Genomic DNA, 18,971 nt, shown 5'->3' on the forward strand with positions numbered 1-18,971 from the left:
GTTCCCTCAGTTGACACCGAGCTTCTTTTGCAGGCTGGAGGACGAAGTCGTGTACTGGAACACGAGCCGCTTCTCCGGATAGACGTAACGATGGGCTTTTTGCGACATCAGCGCGCCCTCGTGGAAGCCGCACAGGATCAACTTGAGCTTGCCCGGATAGGTGTTGATGTCGCCGATGGCGAAGATGCCTGATACGTTGGTCTCGAACGCGGAGGTCTCGACCGGCACCAGATTGTTCTCCAGCGCAATGCCCCAGTTCGCGACCGGGCCGAGCTTCATGGTCAGCCCGAAGAACGGCAGCATGGTATCGCAGGCGATTTCGCTCACGCTGTTGTCATTGCCCTTGATGGTCGCGCCGGCGAGCCTGCCGTCAGCGCCAGAGAGCGCGGTGACCTGGCCGAGCCGCAGATCCATCTTGCCGCCGGCAACCAGCGCGCGCATCTGCTCGACGCTGTGGGGTGCGGCGCGAAACTCGTCCCGTCGGTGCAACAGCGTGATGCGCTTGGCCAGGGGATGCAGGTTGAGCGTCCAGTCGAGCGCGGAGTCGCCGCCGCCGACGATCAGCACGTTCTTGTCGCGGAACGTCTCCATCTTGCGCACGGCGTAGTGGACTGACGTGCCTTCATAGGCCTCGATGCCCGGCACCGGCGGACGCTTGGGCTGGAACGAGCCGCCGCCGGCCGCGATCACCACCACCTTGCATTCAAACACCTTGCCGGTATCGGTGGTGCAGCGGAAGGCGGGATCGCCGATCTTCTCCACGGTCTCGACCATCTCGCCGAGATGGAAGGTCGGGTGAAACGGCTTGATCTGCTCCATCAGCGCGTCGGTGAGGCCCTGCCCGGAGACCTGCGGAATGCCGGGAATGTCGTAGATCGGCTTTTCCGGATAGAGCTCGGCGCACTGTCCGCCGACCTTGTCGAGGATGTCGACGAAGTGCGTCTTCATGTCGAGAAGGCCGAGCTCGAAGGCGGCGAACAGACCGCAGGGGCCGGCGCCAATGATCAGCACATCGGTTTTGATCGCGTCGCTCATGTCGTCTCTTTATCTATCGTTATCGGTTGGACGGCGCCCGGCGGGCAGAGGTGACCCTGCCTGTCTAGCCAACGGGGATGGATCAGGGAAGGCATAAAAGCGGGAACGCCCCGCAGCCGCGCCCACTTGCCGCCGCAGAATAACTGGGTTGTAACGAGCAAGGATATGACGGAGATCAATCGGTGAACGCACCAAGTCGCCTCGATACGACGCCACGCCTGGAGGACTATCCCTTCCGCCTCAGCGACAACGTTCGCTTCGGCGATCTCGATCCCAACGAGCACGTCAACAACGCGGTCTACGCCACCTATTTCGAGACCGGCCGTGTCACGCTGATGAAGCTTCCCGAATACGGGCTGACCCCGCCGGGCCTCGCCTGGATCATGGTGCGGCTCGACATGCATTTTCGCGCCGAGCTGCACTGGCCCAATACGATCGAGCTTGGCCTTGGGGTGGTGAAGCTTGGACGGACGTCCGTGACGTTCGAACAGGTCGTGTTCTCGAACGGGAAGTGCATTGCGTCAGCGACGTCCGTCGGCGTCCTGCTCGACGAGGCCACGCGACGACCCGCGCCGCTCACCGCAGAGGTGATCGAGAAGCTCAAACCCTGGCACAAGCGCGGAATCGAGGTCGCGGCACCGCGCAGTTGATCTAGCGAGGGACGATCAGGCTTGGCGTTCCGGCGTCGCCACCACGAGACCATCGAGCTCGTCGGAAACCTTGATCTGGCAAGACAGGCGCGAATTCGGGCGCACGTCGAAGCCGAAGTCGAGCATGTCCTCTTCCATCGGCGTCGGGCTGCCGACCTTCTCGCGCCAGGCTTCGTCGACATAGACATGGCAGGTCGCGCAGGCGCAGGCGCCGCCACATTCGGCCTCGATACCGGGAATGCTGTTGCGGATCGCGGCTTCCATCACGGTTGCGCCGTTCTCGATTTCTACCGTGCGGGTTTCGCCCTTGTGGTCGACAAAGTGAATCTTGGCCATGTGTGCTCGTACTGCCGCGGTGCTGGGAATGAAGGAGGGTCCGGGCTGTCCTATAACGGGTCGGTTAGCCCGGCGCCATAGCGTTTTGATGCGAAGAATGAATCCCGCTTTGCGGGAAGAAAACGCGTCAAAACAAGAGACTAGTACCCACTTTTCTTGGAACGTGAGTCGTGATTCAAGGTCGGGATGATACCCGAAGCAAGAGAAGTCCACCTTTCGAGGAAAGATCGCAAGGTGCTTGAGGCGTGCTGTCGCTCACCGGTGACGTTGCAGCGCGATTTGAAGCGGGCGCGGATAGTTCTGTTGGCGGCGGATGGGCGCAGCACCCGGTCGATCGCCAAGGAAGTTGGGGTCCAGCCCGGATTGTCAGCCTTTGGCGGCATCGCTATGCCGACCATGGCCTTGAAGGGCTGCAAGACAAGCCGCGGCCTGGCAAGCAGCCGATCTATACGAAGACGACCGACAAGCGGATTCTGAAGCTGCTGGATAAGCCGCCACCGCAAGGGTTTGCGCGCTGGACCGGCCCCCTGCTGGCCGAGGCGCTGGGCGATGTCGATGTCCAATATGTCTGGCGGTTCCTGCGCAGCCACAAGATTGACCTGGTGGCTCGCAAGTCCTGGTGCGAGAGCAACGACCCGAACTTTACGGCCAAAGCCGCCGATGTTGTCGGCCTCTATGTCGCGCCGCCGGCGAAGGCCATTGTGCTGTGCGTGGACGAGAAGCCCTCGATCCAGGCTTTGGAGCGAGCGCAGGGTTATCTGAAGTTGCCGGGAGTGTCAGAAGTTTTGTGTAAGAGCGTCTCTGTGAGGGGTTTGCGGGGTCAGCGGACTGACCCCATAGGGTCAGTCCGCTGAGCCTGCAAAGCGCTCGCCGAACTGGATGGCAAACTGGCCCATTGCGGCCGTCCATGCAACCGGTCGTCGCCAATGGATGCCGGCATTTCTGATGGCGAGGTAAAGCAGCTTCATCGCCGCCTCGTCGTTGGGGAAGCTGCCGCGTGTTTTGATGATCTTGCGCAGCGAACGGTTCAGCGCCTCGACCGTGTTGGTGGTATAGATCATTTTGCGTATCTCCGGCGCGAAGGCGAAGAACGGAATGACGTGCTCCCACGCCCGGCGCCAGGCCGCCCCGATCGCGGGATAGCGCTTGCCCCACTCGGCTTCGAAGTCCTCGAGCCTGAGCAGAGCGGCGTCGGCATTCTCGGCATGATAGATCGCCTTGATCGAGGGAAGGATCGCCTTGCGATCCTTCCAGGACACGAAGGATAGGCTGTTGCGGATCAAATGCACGATGCAGGTCTGGACCATCGCCTTGGGAAAGACGCTGTTGATCGCCTCGGGAAAGCCCTTCAGACCGTCGACGACGGCGATCAGGATGTCGGCGACGCCGCGGTTCCTCAGATCGTTCATGACCTTGAGCCAGAATTTGGCGCCTTCGGTTTGCTCGATCCAAAGCCCGAGCACGTCTTTCTCGCCCGATGCAGTGATGCCCAGCACGACGTAGACTGCCTTGTTCTTGACCATCCCCTCATCGCGAATCTTGACCCTGAGCGCGTCGAAGAAGACCACCGGATAGATCGCTTCCAGCGGCCGGCTCTGCCATTCGCGGACCTCGTCGAGAATCGCGTCGGTGACCTTGCTGATCAGATCGGGGGACACCTCGGTGCCGTAGAGCTCGGCCAGATGGCCCTGGATCTCCCGTACCGTCATGCCCCGCCCGTAGAGACTGATGATCTTCTCGTCGAAGCCGTCGAAGCGGGTCTGGCCCTTCGCGACGATCACCGGTTCGAACGTGCCGGCGCGGTCGCGCGGCACCTCGATCTCGATCTCGCCGTCGTCCGTCAACAGCGCTTTGCTGCTTGTGCCGTTGCGGCTGTTGCCCGACCCGCGGCCCGCCGGGTCGCCCTTCTCATAGCCAAGGTGGTGGGTCAGCTCCGCACCCAGTGCGCGCTCCAGAAGCGCCTTCTTCAGTCGTCTGAAAAGCCCGTCTTCGCCGGCTAAGTCTTCTGGCTTGAGGCTGCCCCCGGCAAGAAGCTGGTCCAAAATCTCAGGTGAAAAATCCGTAGCCATGTGAGTCTCCTGTCAAAGGTAAACTCACAGAAACCATCTTACACCGAGTTACTGACACCCTCAAGTTGCCCAATGGCCGCGCCTTGACCGGCCAAAGCCACGATTACAAGCGGCATGGCACCACAACATTGTTTGCGGCGCTCGAAGTCGCCACCGGAAAGATCATCGCGACCCATTCAAAACGCCGGCGCCGCGTCGAGTTTCTCGATTTCATGAACAGCGTCACCGCGGCTTTTCCGAACCGCAAGCTTCACGTCATCCTCGACAACCTCAACACCCATAAAAAGAACGAGGACTGGCTCAAGGCCCACCCCAACGTGCAATTTCATTTCACGCCGACAAGTGCGTCATGGCTCAATCAGGTCGGAGTATGGTTTTCCATCTTGCAGGGGCAGTCGCTCAGCGGCACCTCCTTCACGAGCCTCAAGCAGCTTCAGGAACACATCGATGCCTACGTCAACGCATACAACGACAGAGCCGAGCCCTTCGTCTGGACCAAGAAAAAGGTCCGTCAACGCCGTTTCAAAGGCCGCCGTATCACTCAGCTCTGATTCCGGGTACTAGGGGCCCGTCTCTGGACCATATCGGCTTACGGCTTCAGGATCACCTCGATGGCCGCGCGGGCCTCGGTCACCGCCTCGTTCAGAGCGGCGAAGGCATGGGACCGGCCATGGCCGGTCCGGATCGCACTCTCCAGGCTGGTTGCGGCATCGGCCACCGCAAAGGCGCCAATCCCGCGCGCCGAACCTTTGAGCTTGTGCGCGAGCGCGCCGGCCTCGGCCGGACTCGCAGCCATCGCTGCGAGCAGGCGGCCCGCCTGCTCCGCGAACATCGCCAGCACCTCTCGTTCCAGTTCAGTGTCGCCGAGCGTCATCCGGGAGAGGTGATCGAGGTCGAGCGGACTGTCGATCGGTGCAAGCGGGGGCGAAGGCATCCAGTCCATCCGTTGCAGTTCAGGCGTCATGGCGCAGGCCCCGGCGTCGCGTGGCGGCCGCCGGTCCGGCGGTCAGTTCCCCCCAGCCAAGCACGAAAATGGTTAACGAAATGTTCCAGCCGTTTGACGCAAATCCGCCCGCTTGTTGACGGAAATTTGCCGCAATTGGCCGGGTTCGGTCGAGAATTGCATTTATTGCTAAGGCGTTAGGGCGCGATCCTGTTAACGATGATTAAGATTGTCTTAATCGCAGGCATTTCATTCGCGACGCTCTGCCAATAGGATGTTGCAGAAATTGGCGGACAAGCCGTCCGGGTGGGGATGGCTCGGAGATCCGCGCAAGCGGCATGATCCGGTCTGTGGGCTTGCGCCGAGCGCAGGGCTCGCGGGGGGACGCGTACAAGTAACGAGGGCTCGGACTGAACATGGCGAACACTCCGAAAAAGGTCAAAGACCCCACAGAAGTTGCGCTTTCTGCGATCCAGGAAGCCCTCAACATCAGTGACACGGCTGCCGATACCAGCCGCAACGCTACCGCGCGCAACGAAGCGGCGCCCCCGGTGCCGCCCGCGCCCCCCATCTTCGATGAGCCGAGCTTCGAGCCGCGACCGGCCGCCAATGAGCGGTCGACCGTGTTCGATACGGTCGAGGAGCCGCTCTCGTCGCGCCGCGCCGCGAATGACGACCGCGAGACCATCGGCCAGCTGCTCCAGGCGCTTCAGAAGGGCCGCCCTGCCCGCAGCGTCTACACATTCGCCACCATCTTCGCCGGCGTCTGGCTCGCCGCCTGCGCCGCGCTGACCGTCGGCTTCCTGCCCTCGATCCAGGCCGCCATGGGCCAGAGCGGCGGCGTCCTCGTCATCGCCGGCCTGATCGCGATGGTCTTCGCGCCGATCATGCTGTTCTACTTCCTCGCCAGCCTCGTCTGGCGCGGCCAGGAAATGCGCATGATCGCGCAGGCGATGGCGCAGGTCGCGATCCGCTTCTCCGAGCCCGAAGGCTCGGCCTCCGATTCCATGGTCACCGTCGGCCAGGCCATCCGCCGCGAGGTCGCGGCGATGGGCGACGGCATCGAGCGCGCGATTGCGCGCGCCGGCGAGCTCGAGACGCTGGTCGCCAACGAGGTCGCCGCGCTGGAGCGCGCCTATAGCGACAACGAGGTGCGCATCCGCGCCCTGCTCCAGGACATCGCGCATCAGCGCGACAATCTGGTCGGCCAGGCCGAGCAGGTTCGTAGCGCCATCTCCGGCGTGCAGATCGATCTGCGCCACGACATCGCGCTGATCTCCGATGCGATCGCCTCCCGCGTCGACGAGGTTGCGAAGTCGATCACCGGCGCGCTCGAAGAGCGCGGGGCCCACATCACCCAGGCGCTGAGCAATGCCGGCGACAACATGATCCTGGCGCTCGGCGAGCGCGGCGGCGACCTGCTCGACCGCCTCGAGGAAGCCAGCAACGAGACAACGCGCGCGGTGCTCGACGCCAGCGAGCGGCTGACCACCAGCCTCAACTTCAAGACCGGCCACGTCCACGACGAGTTCGTCGACCTCGCCGACCGCGTCCACGAGATGCTGAATGAGCGCATCGACCGCATCACCGGCGAATTCGAGCAGCGCTCCGCCGCGATCGTCGACGGCATCTCCGAGCGCACCGAGCAGGTGCACGACAGCCTCAAGAATTCGTCGGATTCGCTGCTGCTCGAGCTCGAGCTGCGCTCCAACGACCTCTCGGCCAAGATCGACGACGCCGGCAACCGGCTCGCCAACCACATCATGACGAGCGGCGACAAGGCGAGCGAGGCGCTCGACGCCACCGTCAATACCCTGGTCGCCAAGGTCGTCAGCCAGACCGAGACCGCGCACGACTCGCTGTCGCTGCAGATGAGCGCCTTCGACGAGCTGGTGAGGAACCAGGGCACCGAGCTGGTCGAGAAGTTCGCCCGCGACTCCGGCACGCTGGGCGCGCTGATCACGCGCCACATCTCCGAGTTCGACCGCACCGTGAAGACCTTCGGCGGCGAGATCGTCGAGCGCATGGGTCAGCGCACGCAGGACATCGCCGAGACGCTGAAGACCTATGTCGACAATTTCGATACCCGCTTCACGGCGAACGGCGGCGAGATCACGGCGGTGCTCGACCAGCGCCTCGTGCAATTCGAGACCACGGTCGGCGAACGCGTCAGCAATCTCGACGCCTCGCTGAACGGCAAGATCGCCAGCCTCGACGGCACGATCGAAGGCCACATCAGGACCTTCGACGAGCAGCTCGTGGGCCGGGTCGCCGCGCTCGAGCAGTCGTTCGACAGCCGCGCGCAGTCCATGACCGAAACCATCGACGGACGCATCAACACGCTGGCGACGTCGCTGACCGACGGTGCCGCGCAGGCGATCCAGTCGATCGACAGCCGCCTCACCTACCTCACGACCTCGCTGACCGACGGCGCATCCCAGACCATCCAGTCGATCGACACGCGGCTGACGCACCTCACGACGACGCTCACCGGCGGCGCGACGCAGGCGCTCGAATCCATCGATTCCCGCCTCACCTACCTGACCACCGCCGTGACCAACGGCGCCTCCCAGGCCGTGCAGTCGATCGACACGCGCCTGACGCTGCTGAGCTCGACGCTCACGGACGGCACCGCGCAGGCGATCGAGGCGGTCGACCGCCGCATCACCGGCGTCACCGAGATCATCGACGGACGCAGCACGCATCTGACCGACACGGTCACGGCGCGCTTCCAGGAGATCCATCAGGCCATCGAGACCAAGGTCGGCTCGGTCGCCAGCGACATCGACGTGCGCGTGGCGCAGTTCGAGGACCTGCTCGGCTCGCGCGTCGAGGCCGTCGCCGGCCGAATCGAGAGCAGCGGACGCCAGGCCAGCGAGGACATGATGTCCCGCGCCGAGATGATCTCGACCGCGATCCGCTCGCATGTCGAGGACGCCGAGCGCTCGCTCACCAACCTCGTCGTCAACACCAGCGAGACGATCCAGACCGGCGCACGCACCGCTCAGCAGTCGCTGCTGACGGTCTCTTCCGACGTCAACGCCCAGCTCAGGATGACCTCGGCCGAGGTCGAGCAGGCGCTGACCGCGGTCGGCACCGGTGCGGCGAACTCGATCCTGACCAGCGCCCGCGAAGCGCAGTCGACGCTGGTCGCGGCATCGGGCGATGCCTCCAGCCAGATCAAGGGGCTCGCGGCCGACGTCGAACGCACGCTGTCGGCAGCAGGCGCTGCCACCGCAGCCTCGATCCTGGCCGGCGCCCGCGAGGTGCAGACCACCCTCGTCACCGCTTCCTCGGACGCGGCCAACCAGGTCAAGACGCTCACCGCCGACGTGCAGCGTTCGCTCACCATGGCCGGCACCACCACGGCGGAATCGATCACCGCCGGCGCCCGCGATGCGCAGAGCGCGCTGGTCGCGGCCTCGACCGAGACCGCCAACCAGATCAAGGCGCTGTCCTCGGACGTGCAGCGCTCGCTCACGATGGCGGGCACCTCGACCGCCGAGACCATCATGAGCGGCGCCCGCGAGGCCCAGAGCACGCTGGTCACGGCATCCTCGGATGCGGCGAGCCAGGTCAAGTCGCTCGCGGCCGAAGTGCATCGTTCGCTCTCGCAGGTCGGCCAGTCGACCGCCGAGACGATCACCACCAGCGCCCGTGACGCCCAGAGCACCCTGCTCGCGGTCTCGGCCGAACAGACCAGCCAGGTCCGTTCGCTCGCAGCCGAGATGCAGCGCGCGCTGGCGACCGCCGGCGGCGCCACCATCGAGGCGCTCACCAGCGGCGTTCGCGAGGCCCAGGGCTCGCTGATCTCCGCCTCGAGCGATGCGGCGAGCCAGATCAAGTCGCTAACGACGGACATCGAGCGCACGCTGACCGCGGTCGGCGCCGACACCGCGAGCCAGATCCGCACGATCTCGACCGAGATCGAGCGGACGCTGAGCGCGGCGGCCGCCAACGCGACCAACGACATCCAGACCAGCGCGCTCAACGCCCAGAACGCGCTGATCTCGGCCTCCAACGAGGCGAGCTCGCGGGTCAAGTCGAGCTCGTCCGACGTCGAGCGCTCGGTGCTCGCCGCCAGCAGCAGCTTCGGCCAGGCCATGACCGGCAAGACCGACGAGATCGTCACCTATGTGCAGCAGCAGGCCGACCGCCTGTCGAACATGATCGACGCCAAGCGCGGCGCGCTGGTCGACGCCATCGGCTCGAAGACCAGCCAGCTCACGCTCGACATCGACCGCGTCACCTCCGATGCGCTCAAGTCGATCGAGACGCGCGGCCAGGCCTTCTCGCAGACCATGATGGGCAACGGCTCGGAAGTCGCCCGCACCATCAACGTGGCGAGCGAGATCGCCACCAGCGCTGTCGGCAAGTCGCTCAAGGACCTCGAGCAGGCCTCGCGTTCCGCGATCGACCAGTCGCGCCAGGTCTCGATCGCGGCCGTCACCGAGATGCAGGAGACCAGCAAGATCCTGCGCACCGACACGGTGGCCCTGTTCGAGCGTCTGCGCGAAGGCAACATCCTGCTCCAGGAGGTGCTGACCGGTGCGCACGACAACCTCAACTCGCTCGAGCGGGCGCTGGTGACGCGCGTCGCCGACTTCGTCTCGGCGATGAACGACGTCACCTCGCGCAACGGTGAGGCCACGCAGAACCTGGAAGAGCAGCTCAACGTCTTCAACAGCAAGACCACCAAGGCGCTGCAGGATCTCGGCGAGCTGTCGACCCAGTTCGACGCGCACGGCAAGGCGCTCGTCGAGGCCGCCCAGGTCGTCGAGCAGAGCAACAAGAACACCACCGCCTCGCTCGCCGAACGCAAGCAGGCGCTGGAATCGCTCGTCACCACGATCGACCTGCGCACGGCCGATCTCGACCAGCGGCTGTCGCGCTTCACCGGACTGCTCGATGAATCACTGGCCGCAGCCGAAGAGCGCGCCCGCGACATCGCCCGCGTCGTCGCCGAGACCGCCGGCGCAGGCTCGGCCGCGATCACCCGCCAGTTCGAGGCGGTGCGCTCGGCGTCCGAGGAGGAGCACCGGCAGACGATCGAGGCGATGCACGACATCTACCGCCAGACCACCGACGAGGCGGATGCGATGTTCAAGCAGTCCACGGAGAAGTTCACCAATCTCGTCTCCAGCATGAAGCAGATGGCCTTCGAGATGCACAACGAGCTCGAGGCCACCCGCAACGAGCTGCGCCGCGGCGTGCTCGAGATGCCGCAGGAGGCTGCCGAGAGCACCGCGCAGATGCGCAAGGTGATCGTCGACCAGATCGAGGCCCTCGCCGAGCTCAACCGCATCGTGGCCCAGCATGGCCGCGGCCTCGACGTCACCACGGCGGGCCGCGCCAGCGTGCAGCGCCAGGAAGAGCCGGTGCTGGCAGCCGTCGGCGGCCGGGCCGCCGAGACGCGCGTGCGCGATACCGGCAGCGCCTCGACGCTGCCGCCGCCGGACCTCGGCATGCCGGCTCCTTCGCGCCGTACCGAAGCGCCGCCGGTTGCGCCTAGCAGCAACGACCAGGGCCGCGACGGCTGGCTGTCGGACCTGCTGAGCCGCACTGACGCCAACCAGGGCGCTCCGACCGGACGTGAGGCGCTGCGCGGCCGCCCTGCCCCCGCTCCGCAGCCACCGGCGCCGCAGGCTGGCGCCAATCCGCTGGAATCGCTGTCGCTCGACATCGGCCGGCTGATGGACCGCAACCTCGCCGCCGAGATGTGGGACCGCTACCAGCGCGGCGAGAACAAGGCCTTCACCAAGCGCCTCTACACGCCCGCCGGCCAGAAGGCCTTCGACGAGGTCGCCCGCAAGTACCGCGCCGACCGCAACTTCAAGGGCACGGTCGACCGCTATGTCGCCGAGTTCGAGCGCCTGCTCGACGAAGTCGCCCGCGACGGCCGCGGCCCGCAGGAGCTGCGCAGCCACCTCACCTCGGAGACGGGGCTGGTGTACACGCTGCTCGCGCACGCGGCGGGCCGGCTGGGGTGAGTTGAGGCTCGCGAATGGCGAGTAGCGAATAGCGAATGAAAACGGAGCCCTCGCGGGCTCCGTTTTTGTTTGGAGCAATCCTTGAGTATGGCTGAACTCGCTACTCGCTACTCGCTACTCCCCATTCGCCCGCCTCCTACCGCCTCGGCGCCGCCGCCGGCTTCGGCGGCTCGGGCGGCGGGGCCGGCTGCGATGAGTTGCTGGCGCCGAACAGCACGCGGGTCGGGTTGCGGTCGAAATTGTTCACGGCGCGGCTGATATCGCCGAGGGTGCGGCGGCCGTCGGCGATCAGCGCGCCGGAGCGCTTGTCGAAATCGTCGGCCAGCTCGCGGATCGACTTCACCGCCTGGAACAGCTCGCCGCCATCCTTGCCGCCGGCCAGCGTGTTGAGGCCGAGCATGAGGCTGTCGGCCTTGAGCATGACGCCGTCGACCTTGGCCATCACGGCGTCGATCTTCTCGGAATTGCGCGCCAGCGAGTTGGTGAAGGTCTCGAGGTTCTTGAGCGAGTTCTTCACCGACTCCTGATTGTCGGCGACGATCTTGTTGATGTTCTGCAGCGTGCCGCGGATCGCCTCGGTGACATCCTGAAGCTTGTTGGGATCGGCGGTGAGCGTGGGGATGCCGTCCTGGTCGAGCGGCGGCGCCGCCGCGGCCTCGTCGCCGCCCTTGAGCGAGATTGCCGCGACCCCGGTGAGGCCCTGGAATTCGAGGCCGACCAGGGTGTCCTTGCGGATCGGGGCGTTGTTCTCGATCATGGCGAGTGCGACAACCCGCCGCGGGTTGTCCAGCTTCACCGAGACCACCTCGCCCACCCTGATACCGTTGAAGTTGACGCTGCCGCCGTTGCGCAGGCCCGCCGCAGGCCCCTCGAACACGACGCGCAGGGGGCTGCGCTGCTTGGTGGTGTGCAGCGACTGGAACCACAGCACGAAGCCGATCGCCGCGGCAATCACCGCCAGCGTGAACGAGCCGATCAATACGTAATTCGCCCGCGTTTCCATCAGGTGCTCCGGCTACTCAACCCAGCTATTCAACCCATGACCGCGCGGGCGCGCTTGCCATGAAAATACTGCCTCAGCCAGGGATGCTGCGAGGCCTGCATGTCGGCGATCGACCCTGCCGCAATGATCTTACCGTTCCCTAAAACGGCGATGCGATCACATGCTGTGTATAGGCTGTCGAGGTCGTGAGTTACCATGAAAACGGTCAGCCCCAAAGTGCGCTGGAGGGTCCTGACCAATTCGTCGAAGTCGCCGGCGCCGATCGGGTCGAGGCCCGAGGTCGGCTCGTCCAGGAAGACGAGGTCCGGATCGAGCGACAGCGCGCGCGCCAGCGCCACGCGCTTGATCATGCCGCCCGAGAGTTCCGACGGAAATCGTTCGGCGACTTCAGGCTTGAGGCCGACCATCGTCAGCTTGGCCATGGTGATCTCGTCCATCAGCCGCTGCGAGACGCGCAAATATTCGCGCATCGGAAACTGGATGTTCTGCCCGACGGTGAGCGAGGAGAACAGCGCACCCTGCTGGAACAGCACGCCCCAGCGCCGCTCCACGTTGCGCCGCTGCGACGTGCTGGAGGAATCGAGGTCGACGCCGAACACCTCGATGGAGCCTGCGACCTTCGGCACGAGGCCGATGATGGTGCGCGTCAGCACCGACTTGCCCGCGCCGGAAGGGCCGACGAAGCCCAGGATCTCGCCGCGCTTGACGTCGAGATTGAGTCCGTCGAGCACGCGCGTCGTGCCGAACTGCACGGTGATGTCGCGGACGCGGATGATGGGATCCTGAATCTCGCCCGCCATCGTCACATCCCGATCGAGGCGAAGAAGATGGCGAACACGCCGTCCATGACGATGACGAAGAAGATGCCCTTCACCACCGATGCGGTGGTGTGCTGACCGAGCGATTCCGCACTGCCCTGCACGGCGAGCCCTTCGACGCAGGCGACGATGCCGATCACCGCGGCCATCACGGGCGCCTTCACCATGCCGACGATGAAATGATCGATCGAGATGGCGTCGCGCAGGCGCAGCAGGAAGGCTTCGGGTTCGACCCCGCCATAGAGCCAGGCAACCAGACCGCCGCCATAGAGCGCGGCCATCGCGCCGAGGAAAGCAAGGATCGGCAGCGCCAGCACCAGCGCCAGCATGCGCGGCAGCACCAGGACCTCGATCGGATCGAAGCCCATGGTGCGCAACGCGTCGATCTCCTCGCGCATCTTCATCGAGCCGAGCTCGGCGGTGTAGGCGCTGCCGGAGCGGCCCGCGACCATGATCGCGACCAGCAGCACACCGATCTCGCGCAGCACCAGGACGCCCAGCATGTCGACCACGAAGATGTCGGCGCCGAAACGGCGGAAATGGAAGATGCCTTGTTGCGCGATGATGCAGCCGATCAGGAAGGTGATCAGCACGATGATCGGCACCGCGCGCCAGCAGACCTGCTCCATGTGGTGCACGGTCGATGTCAGGCGGAACGAGCGCGGGTGGATCAAGACGCGAATCCCCGCCGCGAGCACCGCGCCGAGCATGTCGACGAGGCCTGTCACGGTCCCGGCCACACCGGCCACGGTCCGGCCGATCTGCTCCAGCATGCCGGAGATGGTGATCGTGCTGCTGTCGACCACCTGGGTCGCCCGCACCCGCCGCACCTCGTCCACGAGGCTGGAATAATTCTCGGAGAGGCCCGCGATCTGCGCCTCGACAGCGCCTTGGGTCAGGCTGCGGCGCAGCCGCTCGATCAGCCAGGCGCCGAAAGTGTCGAGCTTGGCAACCTCGGAGACGTCGATGAAGATGCTTTGCGGGGTGCCTGCGAGCTTCTCGGCGTCAGCCACCATCCGCTCCAGGACCGGCGCGAAGCTCGCGGTCCAGGTCCCGGTAGCGCAAAGTGCCAGCGCGTTGCCTTTGGCAATCCGTTCGAGCTTCGGATCGCTGCTCAAGATATCCGCTCCCGTACCGGGGCGGAGAAAATCAGATTGTTGCGCACGCGCCCTTACCCAGAGAAGGTATCCCCAAGTGGTTAATGTTAGTTGATAGAGGTAACTAGCCGGTTCAGATTTCGCCAGAGTTCAAAATGACTTCCTTGAAATTTGCTGCCTTGGCGGCGCGAATCGAGCGCTTCCCGATCGCGGGCAGCTTCACGATCAGCCGAGGGGCCAAGACCGAGGCCGTGACCGTCGTGGCGGAGGTCAGCCGGGACGGCTTGACCGGCCGCGGCGAGTGCGTACCCTATCCCCGCTACGGCGAGACGCCCGAGGCGACGCTGGCCGCCATCCAGGCCATGCAGCAGGCCCTCGCGGACGGGCTCACCCGGCAGGCCCTCCAGGCGGCCATGCCGCCGGGTGCGGCCCGCAACGCCCTGGATTGCGCCCTGATTGACCTCGAGGCCAAGTCGGCCGGCCTGCGGGCTTGGAACCTGCTGAACCGCCCGCTCCCCGGAGAGCGCATCACCGCCTACACGATTTCGTTAGGGACGCCCGAAGCCATGGCCGCGGCGACCGCCAAGGCGGCGCACCGGCCGCTGCTCAAGATCAAGCTCGGCGGCGACGGCGACCCGGAGCGGATCGCGGCGGTGCGCAAGGCCGCTCCCGAATCCGAGCTGATCGTCGACGCCAACGAGGCCTGGACCGAAGCCAATCTGGAGCACAATCTCGCCGCCTGTGCCGCAGCCGGCGTCACCCTGGTGGAGCAGCCGCTGCCATCAGGCAAGGACGAGGCGCTGGCGCGGATCAGGCGCCCGATCGCGGTTTGCGCCGACGAGAGCGTGCACGACCGCTCCTCGCTCGCGCCTTTGCGCGAACGCTACGATGCCGTGAACATCAAGCTCGACAAGACCGGCGGCCTCACCGAGGCGCTTGCCATGGCCGATGCCGCACAGGCGCTCGGCTTCGAGATCATGATCGGCTGCATGGTCGCAACCTCGCTGTCGATGGCCCCGGCGATGCTGGTGACGCCGCAGGCGCGCTTCGTCGATCTCGACGGGCCGTTGCTGCTCGCGCGCGATCGCGATCATGGGCTGCGTTATGACGGCAGCCTGGTCTATCCGCCTGATTCTTCGCTGTGGGGATGAGCCGTGAGGCGGTGCCGCGCCGACCAGATCACGAGCGCCCCAAGGCCTGCCATCGCGGCCATGACGTAGTACAGGCCGTCACCGATGCGGGCGTAGATCGCGCCTGACGCGATCGAGGTCGCAGCGCCCAGGAGGCCGTTGCACGCGGCGTAGTAGCCCTGCCCGCGCGCGATCTGGTGCTGCGGCACACGCCGCACCAGGAGACTCATGGTGCCGAGGATGGTCATGCCGAAGGTGAGGCCGTGGCCGAGTTGCACGATCGCGAGCAGCGCGAGCGGCGGTTCATGCGCGGTGACGATCCAGCGCATCACCGCGCTGAGCCCGCCGATCGCGATCATCGTGGACGGGTGCAGCGAGAAGCGCGGCGACAGCGCGAACACGACAATCTCGGCGATCACGCCCAGCGTCCACAGGGCGGCGATGGTCAGTCCACTGATCCCATGGAGCTGCCAGTTGATGGCCGAGAAGGTGTAATAGGCGACGTGGCTGCCCTGGATCAGCGCGGCCGAGGCGATGACCGCCCAGAAGCCGATATCGCGCAGCAGCGCCGAGCCGGCATGCCTCTCCGTCGTCCTGTGCCTGACATCGTCGAGCGGCTGCAGCAGCAAGCTGGCGAGCACCGCAACGACCGCCCAGGCCACGATGACCCAGATCAGATCGCGCGCCGCGATGACGTCGACGAGATAGCCGCAGGCGAGCGAGCCGGCGGCGAACGCCGCCGAGCCCCACAGCCGCAGAGGTCCGTAGTCGAGCCCGTAGCGGGCGACACCGCGTAGCGCATAGGCATCGGTCAGCGGCATCGTCGGCGTCCACATCATGCAGGTCAGCGCATAGATCAGGAACAGTGCCAGCGGATGCTGCTGCAAGCCGACCGCCGTGAAGCCGATCGCGGTCGCCAGCACCGACACCATCATGGCGGCGCGAATCGCATGCCGCTTTTCGGCGAACGCCGTGACCTGCGGCAGCGTGGTGAAGCGCGTGATCGCCGGCAGCGCATTGATGAGCCCGATCCAGGCTGCGTCGATGCCGATCGCCTTGAGCCAGACCGGGAAGAACGGCAGATGCGTGCCCGAGACCGCGAACACGGCCGAATAGAACAGGGCGAGGCTCACGGCGAATCGCCGCTTCCTGGCTGCCGCGATGGGGATTTGTGATTCGGACTGCATCAAACCAATTGCGATTCGGTCGATATCGTGGTGATCGTTACAGTAGCGCGCACTGATTTGCGCGACGAGATTGTCATGGCCAACGAAGCATTCGCCCTCTCGCCCATGTCTGCCCGCGCGGCCGAGCCGAACGAGCAGGATTACGACGCGATCCGCGAAGCCTTCATGGAGACCGCGCGCGGCCGTTGGTTCCTCGGCGAATACGCCAGGCGCAACCGCAATGCCGACACAAGCATGGTCCTGGACGCGGTCGCCAGAATCGAAGAAACCCTTGCGGCGCAGCGACAACCCGTCGTCGAGGACCGCCTGCCCGAAGCGCTGGTCGATATCCGCCGCGCCATCCGCGAGGCCGAGACGATCGCGATCGCGGCGTTCGATCCCGCGGCGATCGAGGCGAGCCTCGCGGCGATCCCGCGCGGGGTGCGCATCATCAAGGAGATCTCCTGGCGCTGGCGCGAGATCGGCGCCGACGGGCGAATCTGCGACCTCATTGATTCGCAGCTCGCCTCGATCGAGGCCGCCTGCGGACAGATTTCCACCATCGACCCCCGCGTCGAGCTCAGGGCTGCCTTCGATCTGCTGAGGGATCGTGTCGAGCAGCTTGACGGCGGCGCAACGCCGCAGGCCGCGCCGTCCGCCGACGCTGCGCCTGCGCAGGCCGCCGCGCCCGCCGAGACGGCCAGCGAAGCCCCCGTGGCTTTTACGGAAACGCCGCAGGACATCGCAGCAACTCCCGAGCCCGAGGCAGCCGCTGAGAAGGCCGGCGCCACCGAAGCGCTCGCCATGGCCGAACGGGCTGTCGAGGCTGTCGCCGTGCCGGAGACGGCTGCCGAAAGCGACATCGCGCCCGACAAGGTCGCGGTTGAAAACGTCGCTATCGAGGAGCCGACCGCCGAACCCGCACTCGCGGAGGCCGCCGACGCGTTCTCGCCCGATGCCGCCGCGGAAGCCGAGGACGAAGCCATCCTCGACGCCATCGCGCTGGAGATGGCCGCGCCCGATCCGGAGTTCGACGAGATCATCGAGCCGGTCGAGCTGGCCGCGACGACGCCGGAACCGATGGCCTCGGACGTCGCAGCGCCCGTTGCCGCCGAGATTCCGGAATCGATCGCTTCCGAGCCTGTCGTCGCGGAAGAGCCCGCCGCGGACGCACCGATCGCGATGGACTCGCTCGCGCGCCTCACCGACGCGATTGCCGAAGCCGCCGCCGAGGTGATGGAGCAGCAGGCCCCGGCCATGGCGGCCACGGCAACATTCGCCGCAGCGTCGACCGCGACGCTGCCGATGCCCTCGCCCCTGTCCGCATCCTCACCCGAACCCTCGCTCGGCGCCACCATCCTCGCCAGCGGCATCCTGCAGAAGCCGCGCGCGCCGGCCAACGACCCGCTCGCGCCGATCCGCCGCATGACCCAGGCCGAGAAGATCGCGTTCTTTTCGTAAGGGGCGCGCGCTCTTTCCCGCGCCGTTCACTCTCGTGTCCCGGACAAGCGAAGCGCAGACCCGGGACCCAGGAGCCACGAGTTCTACTGCCACATGGGCCCCGGCTCTGCAGCGCACCGTCGAAGAGACGCTGCGCTGCGTCCGGGCACGACACCGCCGCTGTCAGCTTACCCGCAATTCCAGATCGGCCCGATCGGTGTTCGCGTCCAGCACGGACCGAAACTGCCGCCATTGTAGCGGCCGCCGTTGAAGCCTGGGCGGCCGAAATAATGCCACTCGCCATCCCAGCGGTAATATTGCGGAACCGGGTCGATGTACCAATGGCGCCGGTCGTTGCGCGCAAGGCGCCGCATCGCGTCCTTCTGCTTGTAGAGCGGAATGCTGTTGCTCAGCGGCTGCCGATAGCCCGGCAGGAAGCCGTAGCCCTTCCAGACCGGCTTGGGACGCTTTTGCACGGGCTCAGCGGGCGCGACGGCCGGCAGCAGAGATAGGATGATGGCAACAGATAGACACACAAGGCGCGACATGCGTTGACTCTAAACAGTCGGCCGCGAGAACGCCATTCAAATTCGAGTGCTGGATGAACGTGGCCATGCGCGGGATCATCGCACACGATGATCGCATCCGCTTTGCACCAAGCCGTGCGTCGATCGAACGCGGCCCCGCTAGCTGATCACACCCTTGCGGAGCAGGAAGCAGCCATAGCCCCTGCTGTCGCCGACCTGCACGACGCCAAAGCCTGCCGCCGCCGCCCGATAGAAATCCGCCCGCGAGAGCTTGCCGGGTGTGACGGGGTGACCGGCGGCGCGCGCGATCTCCGCCAGCACCGCGCGCTGCACGTCGGGCACCCTATCGGGATCGTCGACCGGCATCATCACGCGCACCGGATCGGCATCGAAATCGTCGAGCGGATAGACCGACATGATGGCGCGGATGGCGACCTCCATGCTCATGCCCGGCAGCTGGATCAGGCGCTGCGATGAGGTGCTCTGCGCGATGCGGGTGGCCGGGTGATTGGCATCGACGAAAACGAGGTCGTCGCCATGGCCCATGGAGGCGAGCAGCCAGAGCAGGTCGGGCGTCAGGATCGGATCGATCGATTTCAGCATGTGGCGGACTATCCTCCAATCGATCGTTCACCATAGCAGGTTCCAAGCGTGATTCAGATCACGTACGCGGCCCTGATGATAGGAATCACGGACCACAGGCTCGAACGCGGCCAAGCTTGCTCGCAACCAATCTCGCATCGAGATGAGTGCCAAAGGAGCACGCC

The 18,971-nt window shown here is 65.6% G+C and carries 14 protein-coding genes and 2 pseudogenes; 6 read left to right on the forward strand and 10 right to left on the reverse strand.

Annotated features, from left to right (window positions below):
* Window positions 1-6: 6 nt before the first annotated feature.
* Window positions 7-1,035, reverse strand: a complete 1,029-nt coding sequence (locus ABIF91_RS43010) for an NAD(P)/FAD-dependent oxidoreductase (protein ID WP_028177428.1) — start codon at window positions 1,033-1,035, stop codon at window positions 7-9.
* Window positions 1,036-1,217: 182 nt separating this feature from the next.
* Between ABIF91_RS43010 and ABIF91_RS43015 the strand changes: the two genes are divergently transcribed.
* Window positions 1,218-1,685, forward strand: coding sequence for an acyl-CoA thioesterase (locus tag ABIF91_RS43015; RefSeq protein ID WP_028177429.1), 468 nt, complete (start codon window positions 1,218-1,220; stop codon window positions 1,683-1,685).
* A 15-nt stretch (window positions 1,686-1,700) separates the two neighbouring features.
* Here the strand turns inward: ABIF91_RS43015 and ABIF91_RS43020 are convergent, their stop codons facing one another.
* A complete protein-coding gene (locus ABIF91_RS43020; RefSeq protein WP_008143731.1) occupies window positions 1,701-2,021 on the reverse strand; it encodes a 2Fe-2S iron-sulfur cluster-binding protein in 321 nt (106 codons plus the stop codon).
* A gap of 186 nt (window positions 2,022-2,207) precedes the next feature.
* On the opposite strand from ABIF91_RS43020, the pseudogene ABIF91_RS43025 reads away from it, so the two are divergent.
* Window positions 2,208-2,854: pseudogene (locus ABIF91_RS43025) on the forward strand (IS630 family transposase); the annotation flags it as partial.
* Between the two features lie 9 nt (window positions 2,855-2,863).
* On the opposite strand, the gene ABIF91_RS43030 reads toward ABIF91_RS43025, so the two are convergent.
* Complete coding sequence (locus ABIF91_RS43030) at window positions 2,864-4,090, reverse strand: IS256 family transposase (protein WP_424578759.1); 1,227 nt, start codon at window positions 4,088-4,090, stop codon at window positions 2,864-2,866.
* A 53-nt stretch (window positions 4,091-4,143) separates the two neighbouring features.
* Here ABIF91_RS43030 and ABIF91_RS43035 point away from each other — a divergent pair.
* Window positions 4,144-4,641, forward strand: a pseudogene (locus ABIF91_RS43035) (IS630 family transposase); the annotation flags it as partial.
* A gap of 38 nt (window positions 4,642-4,679) precedes the next feature.
* Here ABIF91_RS43035 and ABIF91_RS43040 read toward each other — a convergent pair.
* Window positions 4,680-5,054 (reverse strand): Hpt domain-containing protein, encoded by a 375-nt coding sequence (locus tag ABIF91_RS43040; protein ID WP_028177430.1) that lies wholly within the window; start codon window positions 5,052-5,054, stop codon window positions 4,680-4,682.
* Between the two features lie 395 nt (window positions 5,055-5,449).
* On the opposite strand from ABIF91_RS43040, the gene ABIF91_RS43045 reads away from it, so the two are divergent.
* Window positions 5,450-11,023: a negative regulator of septation ring formation gene (locus ABIF91_RS43045; protein ID WP_028177431.1), complete on the forward strand. Its 5,574-nt coding sequence runs from the start codon at window positions 5,450-5,452 to the stop codon at window positions 11,021-11,023.
* A 136-nt stretch (window positions 11,024-11,159) separates the two neighbouring features.
* On the opposite strand, the gene ABIF91_RS43050 is transcribed toward ABIF91_RS43045, so the two are convergent.
* The 3 genes from ABIF91_RS43050 to ABIF91_RS43060 are packed head-to-tail and all read right to left on the reverse strand — an operon-like array spanning window position 11,160 to window position 13,962.
* The gene (locus ABIF91_RS43050) at window positions 11,160-12,026 is read right to left on the reverse strand and encodes an MlaD family protein (RefSeq protein ID WP_028177432.1); all 867 of its coding nucleotides are present in this window, start codon (window positions 12,024-12,026) and stop codon (window positions 11,160-11,162) included.
* A gap of 29 nt (window positions 12,027-12,055) precedes the next feature.
* Window positions 12,056-12,826, reverse strand: a complete 771-nt coding sequence (locus tag ABIF91_RS43055; RefSeq protein ID WP_028177433.1) for an ABC transporter ATP-binding protein — start codon at window positions 12,824-12,826, stop codon at window positions 12,056-12,058.
* Between the two features lie 2 nt (window positions 12,827-12,828).
* On the reverse strand, window positions 12,829-13,962 hold the full coding sequence (locus ABIF91_RS43060) for an MlaE family ABC transporter permease (RefSeq protein ID WP_028177434.1): 1,134 nt from the start codon (window positions 13,960-13,962) through the stop codon (window positions 12,829-12,831).
* Between the two features lie 134 nt (window positions 13,963-14,096).
* Here ABIF91_RS43060 and dgcA point away from each other — a divergent pair, with 134 nt between their 5' ends.
* Window positions 14,097-15,092, forward strand: coding sequence for an N-acetyl-D-Glu racemase DgcA (gene dgcA / locus ABIF91_RS43065; protein ID WP_028177435.1), 996 nt, complete (start codon window positions 14,097-14,099; stop codon window positions 15,090-15,092).
* Here dgcA and ABIF91_RS43070 read toward each other — a convergent pair.
* Entirely contained in the window at window positions 15,062-16,258 is a 1,197-nt protein-coding gene (locus tag ABIF91_RS43070; protein WP_424579802.1) for an MFS transporter, read from the reverse strand. The two genes, dgcA and ABIF91_RS43070, sit on opposite strands and share 31 nt — an antisense overlap.
* Window positions 16,259-16,333: 75 nt before the next feature.
* Between ABIF91_RS43070 and ABIF91_RS43075 the strand changes: the two genes are divergently transcribed.
* Window positions 16,334-17,698, forward strand: coding sequence for a hypothetical protein (locus ABIF91_RS43075; RefSeq protein ID WP_028177437.1), 1,365 nt, complete (start codon window positions 16,334-16,336; stop codon window positions 17,696-17,698).
* A 167-nt stretch (window positions 17,699-17,865) separates the two neighbouring features.
* On the opposite strand, the gene ABIF91_RS43080 is transcribed toward ABIF91_RS43075, so the two are convergent.
* Complete coding sequence (locus tag ABIF91_RS43080) at window positions 17,866-18,225, reverse strand: hypothetical protein (RefSeq protein ID WP_028177438.1); 360 nt, start codon at window positions 18,223-18,225, stop codon at window positions 17,866-17,868.
* Between the two features lie 138 nt (window positions 18,226-18,363).
* Entirely contained in the window at window positions 18,364-18,807 is a 444-nt protein-coding gene (locus tag ABIF91_RS43085; RefSeq protein ID WP_028177439.1) for an RbsD/FucU family protein, read from the reverse strand.
* Window positions 18,808-18,971 lie beyond the last annotated feature (164 nt).

Source organism: Bradyrhizobium sp. USDA 241, from assembly GCF_049739505.1.
GTDB classification, from domain to species: domain Bacteria; phylum Pseudomonadota; class Alphaproteobacteria; order Rhizobiales; family Xanthobacteraceae; genus Bradyrhizobium; species Bradyrhizobium liaoningense.